11 protein-coding genes are annotated in these 14,861 nt (G+C 70.8%); 5 read left to right on the top strand and 6 right to left on the bottom strand.

Annotated features, from left to right (window positions below; genetic code table 11):
* Positions 1-7 precede the first annotated feature (7 nt).
* Both hrpA and NR111_RS00975 read right to left on the bottom strand, forming a co-directional pair.
* On the bottom strand, positions 8-3,922 hold the full coding sequence (gene hrpA, locus NR111_RS00980; RefSeq protein ID WP_256819452.1) for an ATP-dependent RNA helicase HrpA: 3,915 nt from the start codon (positions 3,920-3,922) through the stop codon (positions 8-10).
* Between the two features lie 51 nt (positions 3,923-3,973).
* The gene (locus tag NR111_RS00975; RefSeq protein WP_067717794.1) at positions 3,974-4,162 is read right to left on the bottom strand and encodes a hypothetical protein; all 189 of its coding nucleotides are present in this window, start codon (positions 4,160-4,162) and stop codon (positions 3,974-3,976) included.
* 49 nt (positions 4,163-4,211) lie between these two features.
* Between NR111_RS00975 and NR111_RS00970 the strand changes: the two genes are divergently transcribed.
* A complete protein-coding gene (locus NR111_RS00970) occupies positions 4,212-4,904 on the top strand; it encodes a hypothetical protein (RefSeq protein ID WP_256819451.1) in 693 nt (230 codons plus the stop codon).
* Here the strand turns inward: NR111_RS00970 and NR111_RS00965 are convergent.
* Together NR111_RS00965 and NR111_RS00960 are read right to left on the bottom strand one after the other, a co-directional pair.
* On the bottom strand, positions 4,879-5,538 hold the full coding sequence (locus tag NR111_RS00965; RefSeq protein WP_154828631.1) for a TrkA family potassium uptake protein: 660 nt from the start codon (positions 5,536-5,538) through the stop codon (positions 4,879-4,881). The genes NR111_RS00970 and NR111_RS00965 overlap by 26 nt on opposite strands.
* Before the next feature lie 76 nt (positions 5,539-5,614).
* Positions 5,615-6,277: a TrkA family potassium uptake protein gene (locus tag NR111_RS00960; RefSeq protein ID WP_069389080.1), complete on the bottom strand. Its 663-nt coding sequence runs from the start codon at positions 6,275-6,277 to the stop codon at positions 5,615-5,617.
* A 98-nt stretch (positions 6,278-6,375) separates the two neighbouring features.
* Here NR111_RS00960 and NR111_RS00955 point away from each other — a divergent pair, with 98 nt between their 5' ends.
* The 3 genes from NR111_RS00955 (at position 6,376) to dxs (ending at position 11,716) form a co-directional block, all read left to right on the top strand.
* Positions 6,376-8,382, top strand: coding sequence for an APC family permease (locus tag NR111_RS00955; protein ID WP_306226664.1), 2,007 nt, complete (start codon positions 6,376-6,378; stop codon positions 8,380-8,382).
* On the top strand, positions 8,379-9,722 hold the full coding sequence (locus tag NR111_RS00950; protein ID WP_256819449.1) for a class I SAM-dependent RNA methyltransferase: 1,344 nt from the start codon (positions 8,379-8,381) through the stop codon (positions 9,720-9,722). Before NR111_RS00955 ends, NR111_RS00950 begins: the two co-directional genes overlap by 4 nt.
* A 119-nt stretch (positions 9,723-9,841) precedes the next feature.
* Positions 9,842-11,716 carry a 1-deoxy-D-xylulose-5-phosphate synthase gene (gene dxs, locus NR111_RS00945; protein WP_154827601.1) on the top strand — a complete coding sequence of 625 codons (1,875 nt, stop codon included), beginning with the start codon at positions 9,842-9,844 and terminating at the stop codon, positions 11,714-11,716.
* 102 nt (positions 11,717-11,818) lie between these two features.
* Here dxs and NR111_RS00940 read toward each other — a convergent pair whose 3' ends face one another.
* Positions 11,819-13,057 carry an HRDC domain-containing protein gene (locus NR111_RS00940; RefSeq protein ID WP_256819448.1) on the bottom strand — a complete coding sequence of 413 codons (1,239 nt, stop codon included), beginning with the start codon at positions 13,055-13,057 and terminating at the stop codon, positions 11,819-11,821.
* Positions 13,054-13,641, bottom strand: coding sequence for a DUF3000 domain-containing protein (locus tag NR111_RS00935; RefSeq protein WP_067717809.1), 588 nt, complete (start codon positions 13,639-13,641; stop codon positions 13,054-13,056). Before NR111_RS00935 ends, NR111_RS00940 begins: the two co-directional genes overlap by 4 nt.
* 205 nt (positions 13,642-13,846) lie before the next feature.
* Between NR111_RS00935 and hemE the strand changes: the two genes are divergently transcribed.
* Positions 13,847-14,860 (top strand): uroporphyrinogen decarboxylase, encoded by a 1,014-nt coding sequence (gene hemE / locus NR111_RS00930; protein ID WP_256819582.1) that lies wholly within the window; start codon positions 13,847-13,849, stop codon positions 14,858-14,860.
* The last annotated feature ends 1 nt before the right edge of the window (position 14,861 follow it).

The raw sequence follows: 14,861 nt of genomic DNA, 5'->3' as shown, positions 1-14,861 counted from the left end.
CGCGGCATCATCGGGACGACCGCGGGGCGAGCGCAGCCGCCACCGCCTTGTCGATCCGCTCTGCCGATACCGGCCGGGCGGTACCAAGCGACTGCGCGAACAGTCCCACCCGGTACTCGGCGAGCATCCACCGCAGGTCCCGGCACGCCCGTGCGCCACCCGGCCGCTGTCGCAGCGCGGCGCACGCCTCCTCGACGATCGACTCGGAGCGGTTCAGCTTCGCCGTGAGTTCGCCGTGCCGGGCGGGTGACTTCTCGGCGAGGTCCAACCGGAGGCCGATTGCCCGTACATGTCGCTCCAGATGTGGAAGCACATCCGAGGGATGGCGCGCGAGGAATCCGCGCCCGACGAGGAAGTCCAGTGAAGGACGGACCTCGTCGGCGACGTCTGCCGGCGCCTCCGCCAGACGGCCCGACACGGACTGGGCGGACATCAGCGCGGGAACCGCCGACGAGATCGCGGACGCCACCGCACCGGGGACCTCCGCCCGCGCAGTGACCTGGAGTTCGTGGAACTCCGCGACCGTGAGAACCGGTGCGCCCTTTCGCCGGGCGATGATCCGCCCACTCGCGGCGAGCGAGGCATCCGACACCAGGGATTCCATCCCGCCGTGCGGGTACTGGGTGAGCGCGAGTCGCTGCTGGACCGGACGGCCGCGCAGAATCGACGCCGCGGAGACCAGGCCTGCCGAGACCAGCGTGAGCACCGCCGACGCCTGAGTGGATCGACGCTCGTCCTCCGTGGCGCACGCCACGAGGTGGATTCCGTCCCCACCGACACGCAGGGCGGGGTAGACGGTCACCTCGACCCCGTCCACCGAGCCGGTGACCGACTGCGGGAGGTCGCCGATGGTATCGGATGTCCACTCCCGGTAGGGCCCCTTGCCGGGTACCAGACGGGCGTTGAGGGTCGCCCGTACCCTGTCCACCAACCGGGTCCTCAACTGCGCGAGATCTGTTCCGGAGGCCACGACCTCGTCCCCGTCGACCACCTCGAAACGCATCCGGAGATGGCCCGGTAGCTGGTTCTGATCGAAGTCACGCGGGTCGACCGTGGTACCGATCCGAGCAGACAGCGCCCGCGCGAGCGCGACGGACAACGGGGCGGACCGGGGCGAGACGTCTCCCGCCAACAGCGACGCGAACTCGGCGGGCGGAGAACACAGTCGACGCAGATACTTGGGCAGCGTGCGGAGCATTTCCGTATAGAGTTCCTCCCGCAGCCCCGGCACCAGCCATTCGAACCCGGCGGTGGTGACCGAGGACAGCTGCGGCAGCGGGATGCGCACCGTGATCCCGTCGGTGGTGACGCCCGGATCGAACGCGTACCGCAGTTCGAAACTCCGCTCTCCCTGACGCCAGAGGGGCGGGAAATCGGCGGCATCGGGCACCGCCTCGGAGGTGCGTATGTCCTCGGGGGTGAGACGGAGGGCCTCCTGGTCGCGATGACCACGCTTCTTCCACCAGGACTCCAGATGCCGGCCGGAGGTGATGTCCTCGGGCAGGCGATCGAGATAGAAGGCCACCAATGCCTCGTCGTCGATCACCAGATCCCGACGGCGGCTCCGCGTCTCCAGTTCACGGGCCTGCTCCACGGCCTCGGCGTTCTCGCGGATGACCGGGACCCGGGTATCCAGGCGTCCTTCCACGATCCCGTGGCGGACGAGCATCTCGCGGGCGAGCGGGGCGTCGACCCTGGAGAGCAGGATCCGCCGCGCCTCCACCACGGTCAATCCCAGCAGCAGCACCTTCTCATACGCCATCGCCGCACCCTGGGCGTCCGACCAGTGCGGTTCGGAGTACTGGGTGCGGGTGAGGTGACCCCCGAGTTGTTCGATCCACCCCGGATCGATCCGGGCGACGTCACGCGCCCACAACCGGGACGTCTCGACGAGTTCGGATGCCATCACCCAGCGGGGAGGCTTCCTGGACAGGTCCGACCCGGGGAACACCTGGAACCGGATGCCCCGGGTGCCCCGGAACTCGCGGGTCTCCTCGTCTCGCATACCGACATTGGTGAGCAGACCGGTCAGGACCGCCTTGTGGAGGTCGTCCTCCGCGGCGTGTCCGGACGCGGGATGCCACCCTCGTTCACGGCACATGCTCCGCAGCTGGGAGTTGAGGTCCTGCCACTCTCGGATGCGTAGCCAGTGCAGATACTCGGCCTTGCACATCTTGCGGAAGGCGCTGCCGGACAGCTCACGGCGCTGCTCGGTGATGTACCTCCACAGATTGAGATATCCGAGGAAGTCGGAGGTCTTGTCCGCGAAGCGGCGGTGCAGCAGGTCTGCCTTGTCCCGCTCCTCCGCGGGACGCTCGCGGACGTCCTGCACCGTCAGGGCCGCGACCACCACCAGCACGTCCGACAGCGAACCGTTGCGATGGCCCTCGACCACCATCCGGGCGAGTCGGGGATCGAGGGGGAGTGCCGCCATGTCACGGCCCACCTCGGTCAGGTGAGGGCGCTCGTCGTCGTCGACCCTCACCGCCCCGAGTTCGGAGAGCAGGGTGAGCCCGTCCCGGACGGCCTTGCGGTCCGGGGGTTCCACGAACGGGAAGTCGTCGACGGGGCCCAGGTCCAGATCCGCCATCGACAGAATCACCGAGGCGAGGTTCGTGCGCAGGATCTCCGGGTCGGTGAACTCCGGGCGCGAGTCGAAGTCCTCCTCGGAGTAGAGGCGGATACATATCCCGTCGGCGACGCGGCCGCAGCGTCCCGCGCGCTGCGCGGCGGAGGCCTGGGACACCGGCTCGATGGGCAGTCGCTGCACCTTGGTCCGGGTGGAGTAGCGGGAGATCCTCGCCAGGCCGGTGTCCACGACGTAGCGGATGCCGGGCACGGTCACCGAGGTCTCGGCGATATTGGTCGACAGGACCACCCGCCGGGTGGAATGGGCCCGGAACGCGCGCTGCTGCTCGGCTGCCGTGAGGCGGGCGAACAGCGGGAAGATCTCGGTGCCCGGGAACTTCCGGCCCCGCAGCACCTCCTCGGCGTCGCGGATCTCACGCTCACCGGAGAGGAACACGAGTACGTCACCGTCGTCCTCGCGTAAGAGTTCCGCCACGGCGTCGGCGAGCGCGTCGAGGGGATCAAGGTCGACCACGCGATCGGCGTGTACGACCTGTAGGGGCCGGTACCGGACCTCCACGGGATAAGTGCGCCCCGAGACCTCGATGACCGGGGCCGGGCGCCCCTCCGGGCCGGCGAAGTGACGGGCGAAACGGTCCGGGTCGATCGTGGCGGAGGTGATGACGAGTTTGAGGTCCGGGCGACGGGGCAGGATCTGCTTGAGATAACCCAGCAGGAAGTCGATGTTGAGACTGCGTTCGTGGGCCTCGTCGATGATGATCGTGTCGTAGGCCCGCAGCAGCCGGTCACGCCGGATCTCGGCGAGCAGCACACCGTCGGTCATGAGCTTGACCGCGGTCTCGGGGCTGGTGCGGTCGTCGAAGCGGACGGCGGAACCGACCGGGCCACCGATCTCCACCCCGAGCTCGTCCGCGATCCGCTCGGCGACGGAGCGGGCGGCCAACCTCCTCGGCTGGGTGTGGCCGATCATGCCCTTGACCCCGCGCCCCAGTTCCAGGCAGATCTTGGGGATCTGGGTGGTCTTGCCCGACCCCGTCTCGCCGGCGATCACCACCACCTGGTTCTCCCGGATCGCCTCGGCGATCTCGTCCTTGCGTGCGCTGACCGGGAGCTGTTCCGGGTAGCGGGGGGTGGGGATCGACTCTGATCGGCGCCGCACACGCTCGGCGGCCTCGTCGATCCTCCGTCCGAGGTCATCCAGTTGGTCGACCCGGGCACGCCGGACCCGGGACCGGAGACGATGGGCGTCGAGGGTGCCGACATCGTCGAGACGGGCGAAGAGTTCGTTTCGGGCTCGGCGGAGATCGGGGGTGGGTGAGGAGGACGACGGCATGGTTCCGCAAGGATATCGACTCGCGTCCCCGGGCTCCGACCGGCGCGGTCCCTAGTCGACGACGCCGTCCCGCCGACTCTGGATCCTCGCGTAGCGCTCGTGCAGCCGCTCCCGCACCTCATCGGGCTCGTAGGACCGCCGACGCCGCTCGGAACGGGCCGCCAGGATCCCCGTGGCGGCCACCCCCGCCGCACCCGCCGCGCCGATCACCTTGAGCCACTGTCGTCCTCTGGGAGCCATACGGCCGAGACTAGGCGGGTACGCACGGGCGGCCTGGCAGGATCGCGGTATGAGCGTCGACACCGTCCCCCTGGCCGCCGCGGCGCACCGCACCCGCACCGGGGACCTCTGGCTCTTCCGTGGCCGGAGCACGGCGGACCGGTTGATCCAGACCCTCACGAACGCGCCCGTCAACCACGTGGGCGTCGCGGTGGTCCTGGACGACATGCCGCCGCTGCTGTGGCACGCCGAGATGGGACGGGCGCTGCCGGACGTGTGGACGGGTCGCCACCAGCGCGGGGTGCAGCTGCATGACCTCGAGTCGGCTGTGCGGCAGTGGGCCGGACCGTACGGCCAACGAGCGTGGTTCCGCCAGATCTCCCCGGAGGTGGGTGGGGAACACGAGGACGCGCTACTGGAGTCGATCGCCCGGTTGAACGGGGTGTCCTTCCCCTCCGCGGGACGTCTCACTGCGAGGTGGGCACGAGGACGGTGGGCGGCACGCGGGAAGCGGCCGGGCGTCACGGGTCGCAGTGACCGACCGGGGTCCGATGCCGGTGCGGCGATGCGTATGGAGGCGGCGTACTGCGCGGAGGTCGTGGGGGTCACCCTGGAGGCGATGGGTATACTCCTGCCCGCGGGTGAGGCGAGTTGGTACGACCCCGGCCGTTTCTGGAGCGGCGACGACCTGCCCCTGGCACCGGGATGGGACTACGGACGGGAGATCGCCGTGACGGTCACCCGCCCAGCACGACCTCACTGATACCGGCCTCGACCTCCTCCGGGGCCACCACGAGCAGTTCGTCGCCGGGCTCGAACGGAACGTCGGGTTCGGGGACGATCACCCGCCCGCCGCGCAGGATCGCGACGAGGGCGGCGTCCCGGGGAAACCGCACGCGCGACACCGACCGCCCCGCCAGCGGGGTCTGGTCCGGCAACGTCACGCTCACCAGGTTCGCGCCTCCACGGCGCAGGGTCATCAGACGGACCACGTCGCCGACGGAGACCGCCTCCTCGACGACCGAGACGATCAGCCGGGGCGTCGACACCGCCACGTCGACGCCCCAGCGCTCGTCGTAGAGCCACTCGTTGCGGGGATCGTTGACGCGGGCGACGACCCGGGACACGGCGAATTCGGTCTTGGCCAACAGGCTCACCACCAGGTTGGCCTTGTCATCACCAGTGGCGGCCACCACCACGTCCGCCGCCTGCACGTCCAACCGTTCGAGGACGCTGAGCTCGCAGGCGTCGCCGACCTGTTGATCCGCCCCGTCGACAGGGTCGGCCGAGAACACGGAGGAGCGCTTGTCTATCAGCGTGACGTGGTGGCCGCCGGCCACGAGTTCGCGTGCGATCGACCGTCCGACGACGCCGGCTCCGGCCACCACCACCCTCATGGTCGCGGAGTACACGGTCCTGGCCGGGGCGCCGGCGAGCAATCCCGACCCGTCGGCGTAGTCGGGGACGGAATCCTCAGACATCGGAGGGTCCTTCCTGCACCAGGTCGTCCAGTTCCGACACCGTCTGCGAGGGCACGACGATATGGAGGACATCGTCAGCCTGGACGAGCGTGTGAGCGTCCGGGAGGCGGCTCTCGCCGAAGCGGGTGACGGCCGCAGCACGTCCTCCGACCGCGGCCGCGAGCCGGTCGACCGGGACCCCGACCCACGCCGCCGGTGCGTCGAGGGCGACGAGGGACACGGAGTCCGTCTGGTCCCGCCACTCGACGGGACTCGACCCGGCGGTGATGTAACGGACCAGACGACCGGTGGCCCACGGAACCGTGGCGATGGTCGAGATCCCCAGTCGTTCGTAGACCTCTGCGCGCCCCGCGTCGTAGATGCGCGCTATCACCCGGTCGACGCCGAAGGTCTCCCGGGCGACACGCGCGGCGATGATGTTCGAGTTGTCCCCGGAGGACACTGCGGCGAATGCGTCGGCCCCCTCGAGCCCGGCCTCGGTGAGCACCGTCTTGTCGAAGCCCTGGCCGGTCACCGTGCGTCCCGAGAACTCGGCCGACAATCTGGCGAACGCAGCCGAGTCGCGGTCGATCACCACAACCTGGTGGCCGGCTGCGTCGAGTTCGACGGACAGCGCGGCCCCGACACGACCACAGCCCATGACGACGACCCTCATGACGAGTCCACTCCTCACGGCCCACGCACGTGAGCCAGTGACGGACACGCTACTCACACCCACGGATGCTGCCCGGCGGGGCTCGCGGGCCCTACGATATGTCGGTGTCCAGGATCTCGAAGGTCTCCGTGGGAACCAAGCGTCTCCTCGTGGGGCGTCCCTCGCGCAGCGACACCATCGGTGCCACCAGCCTCCGCAAACGGATCGCGTTGCCGGTGTTCGCGTCCGACGCGCTGTCCTCGGTGGCCTACGCCCCGCAGGAGATCTTCCTCGTGCTCTCCATCGCCGGGGTCTCAGCACTCACGTTCACCCCGTGGGTGGGATTGGCGGTGGCGGCGGTCCTGGTGGTCGTCATCGCCTGTTACCGGCAGAACGTCCGTGCCTACCCGTCGGGAGGAGGCGACTACGAGGTCACCACAGTCAATCTGGGCCCCGGTGCGGGCCTGGCGGTCGGCGCGGCCCTGCTGTTCGACTACGTCCTCACGGTGGCCGTCTCGATTTCGGCCGCCGCCGCGACCATCGGATCGGCGATCCCGTTCGTCCAGTCCCGGGAGGTCCCGTTCGCCGTCCTGGCGATCATCCTCCTGGCGGCACTGAACCTGCGTGGACTCCGTGAGACCGGCGCGATGTTCGCCGTCCCCGTCTACGCGTTCCTCGCGTCCATGACGGCACTCATCGCCTGGGGGTTGTTCCAGGTCGAGATCCTGGGTCGCGACCTCCGAGCCGAGTCCGCGGGGTTCGAGCTGGTCCCCGTGGACGGGGCGGAAATGGCCGGACTCGCACTCGCGTTCGTCGTCGCCAAGTCGTTCGCGTCCGGGTGTGCCGCCCTGACCGGTATCGAAGCCATCCACAACGGTGTCCCGGCCTTCCGGAAGCCGCGGGCCCGCAACGCCGCCGTGACGCTGGCCGTCCTCGGGGTCCTCGCGGTCTCGTTCCTACTCGGGCTCATCGCCCTGGCCGGCCGACTCGGGGTCCGTATCGCCGAGCAGCCCGCAGCACAGTTGATCGGGGCTCCGGAGGGATACCGGCAGAAGACGATGATCGCCCAGTTGGCTCGGCCGGTCTTCGCGGGGTTGCCGATCGCGTTCTACGCCGTCATCATCATCACCGCGCTGATCCTGGCGCTCGCCGCCAACACCGCGTTCAACGGGTTCCCGGTACTGGCCTCGGTCCTCGCGCGCGACAAGTACCTGCCCCGTCAGCTCGCCACCCGCGGGGACAGGCTGGCGTTCTCCAACGGGATCGTCCTCCTCGCGATCGCGGCGGTCGTGTTGGTCGTGGCGTTCGACGCCCAGGTGTCGCTCCTCATCCAGCTCTACATCGTGGGCGTGTTCGTCGCCTTCACGCTCGGCCAGCTCGGCATGGTCCGACACTGGACCCGGCGCCTGGGCCACGAGCGGGTCCCCGCCGTGCGTCGGCGGATCCACAGGTCCCGATCGATCAACGCCGTCGGGTTCCTCCTCACGGCCGGAGTCCTGGTGATCGTGATGGCGACCAAATTCCTCTCCGGGGCCTACATCGCGGTCCTGGCGATGCTCGGTGCCTTCGGGATCATGCGGCTCATCCACCGGCACTACGTCTCGGTCGCCCGCGAGCTCGACGACTCCTCGTGGGAGGTCGTCCTCCCCAGCCGGACACACTGCGTGGTGTTGGTGTCCAAGCTGCATCTGCCCACCCTGCGGGCACTGGCCTACGCGCGGGCTGCCCGGCCGGACTCCATCGAGGCGTTGACGGTGAACATCGACACCGCCGAGACCCGGGCCCTCGTGAGGGAATGGGATCGCCGAGGGATCTCGGTTCCGCTCAAGGTGGTCGAGTCCCCGTACCGTGAGATCAACCGTCCCGTGGTGGACTACGTGAAGCGCCTGCGCGATCAGGCACCACGGGACGTGGTGACCGTGTACATCCCCGAGTACGTGGTGGGCCACTGGTGGGAGCAGATACTGCACAACCAGAGCGCGCTGCGGCTCAAGACCCGCCTGCTCTACGAGAGAGGTGTCATGGTGACCAGCGTCCCGTGGCAGTTGTCGTCCTCGGACGGCCGCGCTGAGCAGGCCCGCGACGAACCCATCGTCGGACGTTGGGGTGGACCGGAGGAAAGATGACCCAGGACCGAGCGACCGACTGGACGGGCCGTGTGGTGCGCCTGCGCATGGAGGGACCGGCGCACGGCGGCGAGTTCGTGGCGCGCCACGAGGGCCGGGTGGTGTTCTGCCGCGGCGGGATCACCGGCGAACTGGTCGACGTCCTCATCGACGACGATCCCGGCCGCGCGTTCTGTCGAGGGACGGTGCAGGCGGTGGTCGAGTCATCCCCGGACCGGGTGGTCCCGACGTGTCCGGCGGCCGCCGCCGGTGCCGGCTGTTGCGACTGGACCCACATCGCGTCCGATGCCGCCCGCGGCTTCGCCGGCAGGATCCTGGCCGAGCAGGTGTCCCGGATCGGCCGGGTCGAACTCCGTGAGGGTCCGGTCCGGGTCGAGATCCCCGGCGCGGATCCCGCGACGTCCGGCTGGCGTACCGCCGCCCGTTGGGTCACCGGCCCGGACGGTGTGCCGGGGGTGCGGAGGGCGCGCTCCCGCGAACTGGTGACCGAGCCCTGCATCCAGCCCGATCCGCGTCTCCGTGATGCGGTCGCCGCCGCCACGTTCGCCCCGGGCCGCGAGGTACTCGGGGTGCTCGGTGACGACGGGACGGTGCACATCGCACACCGCCCGGCCGTCGGCGACGCCCCGCGCGGCCGGGGCGGCCGGTCCCGCCGGTCCTCGGCGACCCGCGCCCGGGCGCGTCATTCGCGGGCGGTCGGCTGGGAGATCGTCGCCGGGGGACCGACGGTCGTGAGACGGGTGGGCGGCCACGAGTGGCGGTTGCCTCCCGACGCGTTCTGGCAGGCGCACCGCTCCGCCGCGAGCCACTACAGCCACGAGGTGCGCACCGCGGTGACGGGCACCCCCGACCTGACCGACATCCCCGAGATCTGGGACCTGTACGGAGGCGCCGGGTTGTTCGCCGCCGGGGTTCGGGACGCGATCCCGGGCGCCCGCGTGACAGTCGTAGAGGCCGCCACGGCGTCGCTGCACGCGGCCACGGACACCCTCGGCGGCGCGCCCGGAGACGGCTCCGGTGGGGGAGTGAGGACCGTGCGCTCCCGGGTCGAGACGTTCCTCGAGGACCGCGACGACCGGCCGGGGGACCACCCCGATCCGGAGGTCATCATCCTCGATCCCCCGCGCGGCGGAGCGGGGATCCCGGTCATGCGGCGGCTCGCGACGACAGGTGCGTCCCGGATCGTGCACGTGGGCTGCGATCCGGCGAGTCTGGCGCGGGACATCGGCGTCCTCGTGGCCGCCGGGTGGACGCTCACGGACCTCCACGGGGTGGCGGCCTTCCCGGGCACCCATCACGTCGAGGGGATCGCCGTACTGGACTCGCCGGGACGCTCCTGATCCGGCACCGCAGGTAGGGGCCCACACGTCCGCCCGTGGGCGAGGTCGCGCGGCGCCAGCCCGTAGACTGACCATTCGACCCAGCAGGGTGTCGGTCACGGAAGGGGCAGTCGACAGCAATGAGCGTGCTCGAACAGGTTGACGGCCCCTCCGATCTGCGGCGGCTCGGCCCCGGGGAGTTGGCCGCGCTCTGCGGGGAGATCCGTGAATTCCTCATCCGTAAGGTCGCCGCGACTGGCGGGCACCTCGGCCCGAATCTGGGCGTCGTCGAACTGACCGTGGCGTTGCACCGTGTCTTCGACTCACCCCGCGACCCCGTCATCTTCGACACCGGACACCAGTCCTACGTCCACAAGATCCTCACCGGTCGTCGCGACCAGTTCGACGGGCTCCGCACCCGCGGGGGGTTGTCCGGTTACCCGTGTCGCGCGGAGAGCGAGCACGACGTGGTCGAGTCCTCGCACGCCACGGCCTCCCTGTCGTACGCGGACGGGTTGGCCAAGGCGTTCTCGTTGCGCGGGGAGTCCGATCGGACCGTCGTCACCGTGATCGGCGACGGTGCGATGACCGGTGGCATGGCATGGGAGGCGCTCAACAACATCGCCGCCGCCAAGGACCGCCCCATGGTCATCGTCGTCAACGACAACGGCCGCTCCTACTCGCCGACCATCGGAGGGCTCGCCGACCGCCTCGGCGCGCTGCGGCTCCAGCCGGCGTACGAGAAGGCGATGGACCGCACGAAGAACGCGCTCACGGGCCGCAAGGACGTCGTGGGGAAGGCCGTCTACTCGGTGCTCCACGGCATCAAGACGGGAGTCAAGGACGTCGTGTCGCCGCAGGAGTTGTTCGCGGACCTCGGGCTCAAGTACATGGGGCCGGTCGACGGGCACAATCTCGCCGCCACGGAGGCGGCCCTGCGCCTCGCGAAGGACTTCGGCGGCCCGGTGGTGGTCCACGTCGTCACCCGTAAGGGGATGGGCTACGTCCACGCCGAGAACAACGAGGCGGACCAGATGCACGCCACCGGGGTCATCGATCCCGAGACCGGAAAACCTCTGGCGACCTCTTCCGCCGTGGACTGGACGTCGGTCTTCTCCGAGGAACTGTGTGCGATCGGTGCCGAACGCGATGACGTCGTGGCCATCACGGCCGCGATGGCCGGGCCGACCGGTCTGGCCGCGTTCGGGGAGCGGTTCCCGGAACGGATGTACGACGTGGGGATCGCCGAGCAGCACGCCGTAGCCTCGGCGGCAGGGCTCGCGCTCGGTGGGCTGCACCCCGTCGTCGCGGTCTATTCGACCTTCCTCAACCGGGCGTTCGACCAGCTGCTTATGGACGTCGCGCTACTCCGACAACCGGTCACCATGGTCCTGGACCGGTCCGGCGTCACCGGCCCGGACGGTGCGAGCCACAACGGGATGTGGGACCTGTCGCTCACCGGCATCATCCCCGGGGTACGCGTGGCCGCGCCCCGGGACGCGACCACCCTCCGGCAGGAACTGCGCGAGGCGGTGGCCTTCGACGACGGTCCGACCGTCGTCCGGTTCCCGAAGGGGTCGGTCGGTGATGCCCTGCCCGCCCTCGCCACGTCCGAGGACGGGGTCGACCGCGTGCACGGATCCGGTGACGCCGAGGTCCTCATCGTCGCGGTGGGGTCGATGGTCGCGCCCGCCATCGCCGCCGCCCGTGCCCTCGGGACCGAGGGCATCTCCGTCGACGTCGTGGACCCCCGATGGGTCTACCCGGTGCCCGCGTCGATCGTGGACGCCGCCCGTGGACGCCGTCTCGTGGTCACGGTCGAGGACAACGGTCTGCACGGTGGCGTCGGGTCGGCGGTGTCGGCATGCCTGGACAACGCTGCGGTGCGGGTCGATCGGATCGCGCTGGGCATCCCGCAGGAGTTCCTCGACCACGGCTCCCGGGGGGAGATCCTGGCCGACGCAGGACTGACCCCCGAGGGGATCTCGGACAGCATCCGGACCCGACTGGGCTGACCCGGGCCGGATCGCCGGACGCGTGCACACGCGGGCCCGTACCCACGCGGGCTCGTACCCACGCATGACAGGGGCCGCGGCGGTCGGTCCCGGTGGCCGGACTCAGGAATCCGCGCGGAAGCTCCGCACCGCCTCGAGCAGGGGGTCGGTGGCCAGTGCGATCTGCCAGGCACGGGCGCTCTCGGTGAGCAGGACGTCGTGGAGCAGTTCCGCGTCGTCCCCGGACCGGGTCGTGGCCGCGCGCCACACCCACAGTCTCAGCGTCGAGGGTTTGAGCAGGAGCCCGGGCTCCAGACCCAGGTCGTCGGCCAGTGCGCCGATCCGTTCGCGGGCGATCTCGAGCAACTCCGCGGCCTCGGGCTCGTTGCGCTTCCACGACGCGTGCGGCGGGTGCTCGGCGGGCTGCCCCTGCCGGGAGGGCAGGTCGGCCCGCCCCAGCCCGTCGGCCCACTCGAGGGCGGCGAGCCATTCCCCGACGAGCCGTCGGCGGTGAGGTCCGTCGAACCCCTCGATCGCCAGCAGCGCGGTTCTGTTCGTCGGCCCCACCCTGGCGGCCTCCACGATCGCCGCGTCACCGAGCAGCCGCTTGGGTGCGATGTCCCGCTCGGCCGCGACCCGGTCGCGGGCCATCCACAACTCCCTGGCACGCGCCAGTTGCCGGCCCTCGCGCAGGCTCGACAGGCGGGACAGTCGACGCCAGGGGTCCGGCGCGGCAGGTGCCGGGCCGGACTCCACCAGGTACCGACACTCCGCCTCGAACCATTCGCGACGGCCGAGCTCGTCGAGCCGCGGGAGGACCTCGTCCGCGAGTTCGTGGAGGAACAGTACGTCATAGGCGGCGTAGTCCAACCACGCCGGGGGCAACGGGCGACGGGACCAGTCGGCGGCGGAGTGCGCCTTGGCCAGGCCGATCCCGAGGTGCTCGGAGATCATCGCCCCGAGGTTGACCCGCTCGGTGCCGAGGAAGCGTCCGGCCAGTTCGGTGTCGACGAGCGAGGTCGGCGAGACCCCCAGCTCACGCAGCGACGGGAGGTCCTGACTCGCGGCGTGGAGCAGCAGGGGCCGGGTCGACAGGACGTCGGCGAGGGAGCCGACGGTCCGACCCGGGGTCTCCGGGTCCACGAGCAGGGCGGGGCCGGTGGGGGCGCGGAGCTGCAGGAGGAAGGCCCGGTCCGCGTACCGGATCCCCGAGGCGCGTTCGACGTCGACCGCGACGGGGCCGGGCGAGGACCGCAGGGCGTCGGCGACCGCCCCGATGGCGGGGAGGTCGTCGACGAACTCGTACTCGGCCGGGGGTGGCTGCGCCCCGGGCGGGGTCTCGCCGCGGCGGCGCCCGCTCACGACCGCCGGTGCAGGGAGGTCACGCCGACGGGGGGGAGGCCGGCGGCCAGGGCGAGCGTCGTGCAGAAGGCGGACGCGTGGCCGGTCAGGTCGGGCTCGAGGGCGGTCCAGGACGCGCGCAGTTCGAGCTGGTGGGACTGGGGAGGGCCGGCGATGTCGCCGTAGCGGACGGAGGCGGTGCTGGTCACGGTGCCACCGAGCGAGGTGTACGGCCCCGCCTGCTCGCCGAGGGCCTCGGTGAGCCAGCTCCACGCCACCTGGGGCAGGAGCGGGTCACCTGCCAGGGAGGCCTCCATGTCGGCCTGGATGTAGGCCACGAGTCGGAGGGTGCCGTTCCACGCGTCGTCCCCGGAGGGGTCGTGCAGGAGGATGAGACGGCCGAAGGCGTCGCCGTCGGAGAATTCCGGCACGTCGTCGCCCGAGGGCGGGATGATCTCGACACCGAGGGCGTGACTGTAGGGCGCCAGTCGCTGCGGCGGGCGGATCGGGCCGACCGAGATCTCGGGGCGGACCTCGAGCCGCGACAGCGACTCGACCGCCTCCCGGAAGACCTCGGGCTCGCCGTCATTGACCGATGTACTCACGGGTCGCCACGCTAGCTACCGCCCCGGCGTGCCCCGAGGAGGCGCGCCGTCGCCCGCCCGGGTGGGCTGACCGTCCGCGGCGGCGGCGTCATGGGACGATGGGGGCGTGTTGAACTCTGATGCGTCCTCGACCTCCCGTCCCGCCGACCCCGCCACGGATGCCGCCGCCGGCCCCCGCGCCGGGACCGGCCCGTACCTCGACGAGGTGACCGGAGTCGGTGGCGCCCACACGCCGGTGTGGTTCATGCGCCAGGCGGGCCGCTCGCTCCCGGAGTACAAGGAGGTCCGCGCCGGGTCCACCATGCTGGAGGCCTGTTTCGACCCGGCGATGACGTGTGAGATCACCCTGCAGCCGGTCCGTCGCCACGGGGTGGACGCCGCGATCTTCTTCTCCGACATCGTCATCCCTTTGGCCGCGGCCGGGGTGGACATCGACATCGTGCCCGGAACCGGGCCCGTGGTGGCGGAGCCGATCCGGAACGAGGCCGGTGTCGCCGCCCTGCCCGAGCTCACCCCGGACCGCCTCGAGAAGATCGAGGAGGCCGTGCGGCTGGTCGTGGCCGAACTCGACCCGCAGGTGGCGCTCATCGGCTTCGCCGGGGCCCCCTTCACCCTGGCGTCCTACCTCATCGAGGGCGGACCCAGCCGCAACCACGAGCACACCAAGTCACTGATGTACTCGCGGCCCGACGTGTGGAACGCGCTCATGGCCAAGCTGGCGGACCTGACCACGGTGTTCCTGCGCGCGCAGATCGATGCCGGAGTGGACGCCGTCCAGCTCTTCGATTCGTGGGCGGGAGCGCTCAGCCTGCGGGACTACCGGTCGCTGGTGCTCCCACACTCGACCCGCATCTTCGCCGACGAGATCATCTCGACGGTTCCCCGCACGCACTTCGGCGTGGGCACCGGCGAGCTGCTCGGGGCGATGGGCGAGGCCGGCCCGGAGGTCGTCGGCGTGGACTGGCGCATCCCCCTGGACGACGCCGCCGGGCGGGTGCCGGGCAAGGTCCTGCAGGGCAATCTCGACCCCGCGATGCTCTTCGCGGACCGGTCGGCGCTGGACGGCGAGGTCCGCCGCATCCTCGACGAGGGCCGGCGGGCCCGCGACCTCGGCGCACGCGGCCACGTGTTCAACCTCGGCCACGGTGTCCTGCCCAGCACCGACCCGGGTGCGGTGACCCACGTGGTGGAGCTCGTCCACGAGCTGACCGGGAAGTAAC

It is taken from the genome of Dietzia sp. Die43 (assembly GCF_024519835.1).
Classification (GTDB): Bacteria; Actinomycetota; Actinomycetes; order Mycobacteriales; family Mycobacteriaceae; genus Dietzia; species Dietzia kunjamensis.
The sequence above is the reverse complement of the archived record's forward strand: the minus strand, read 5'-3'. Positions and strand labels throughout refer to the sequence as shown.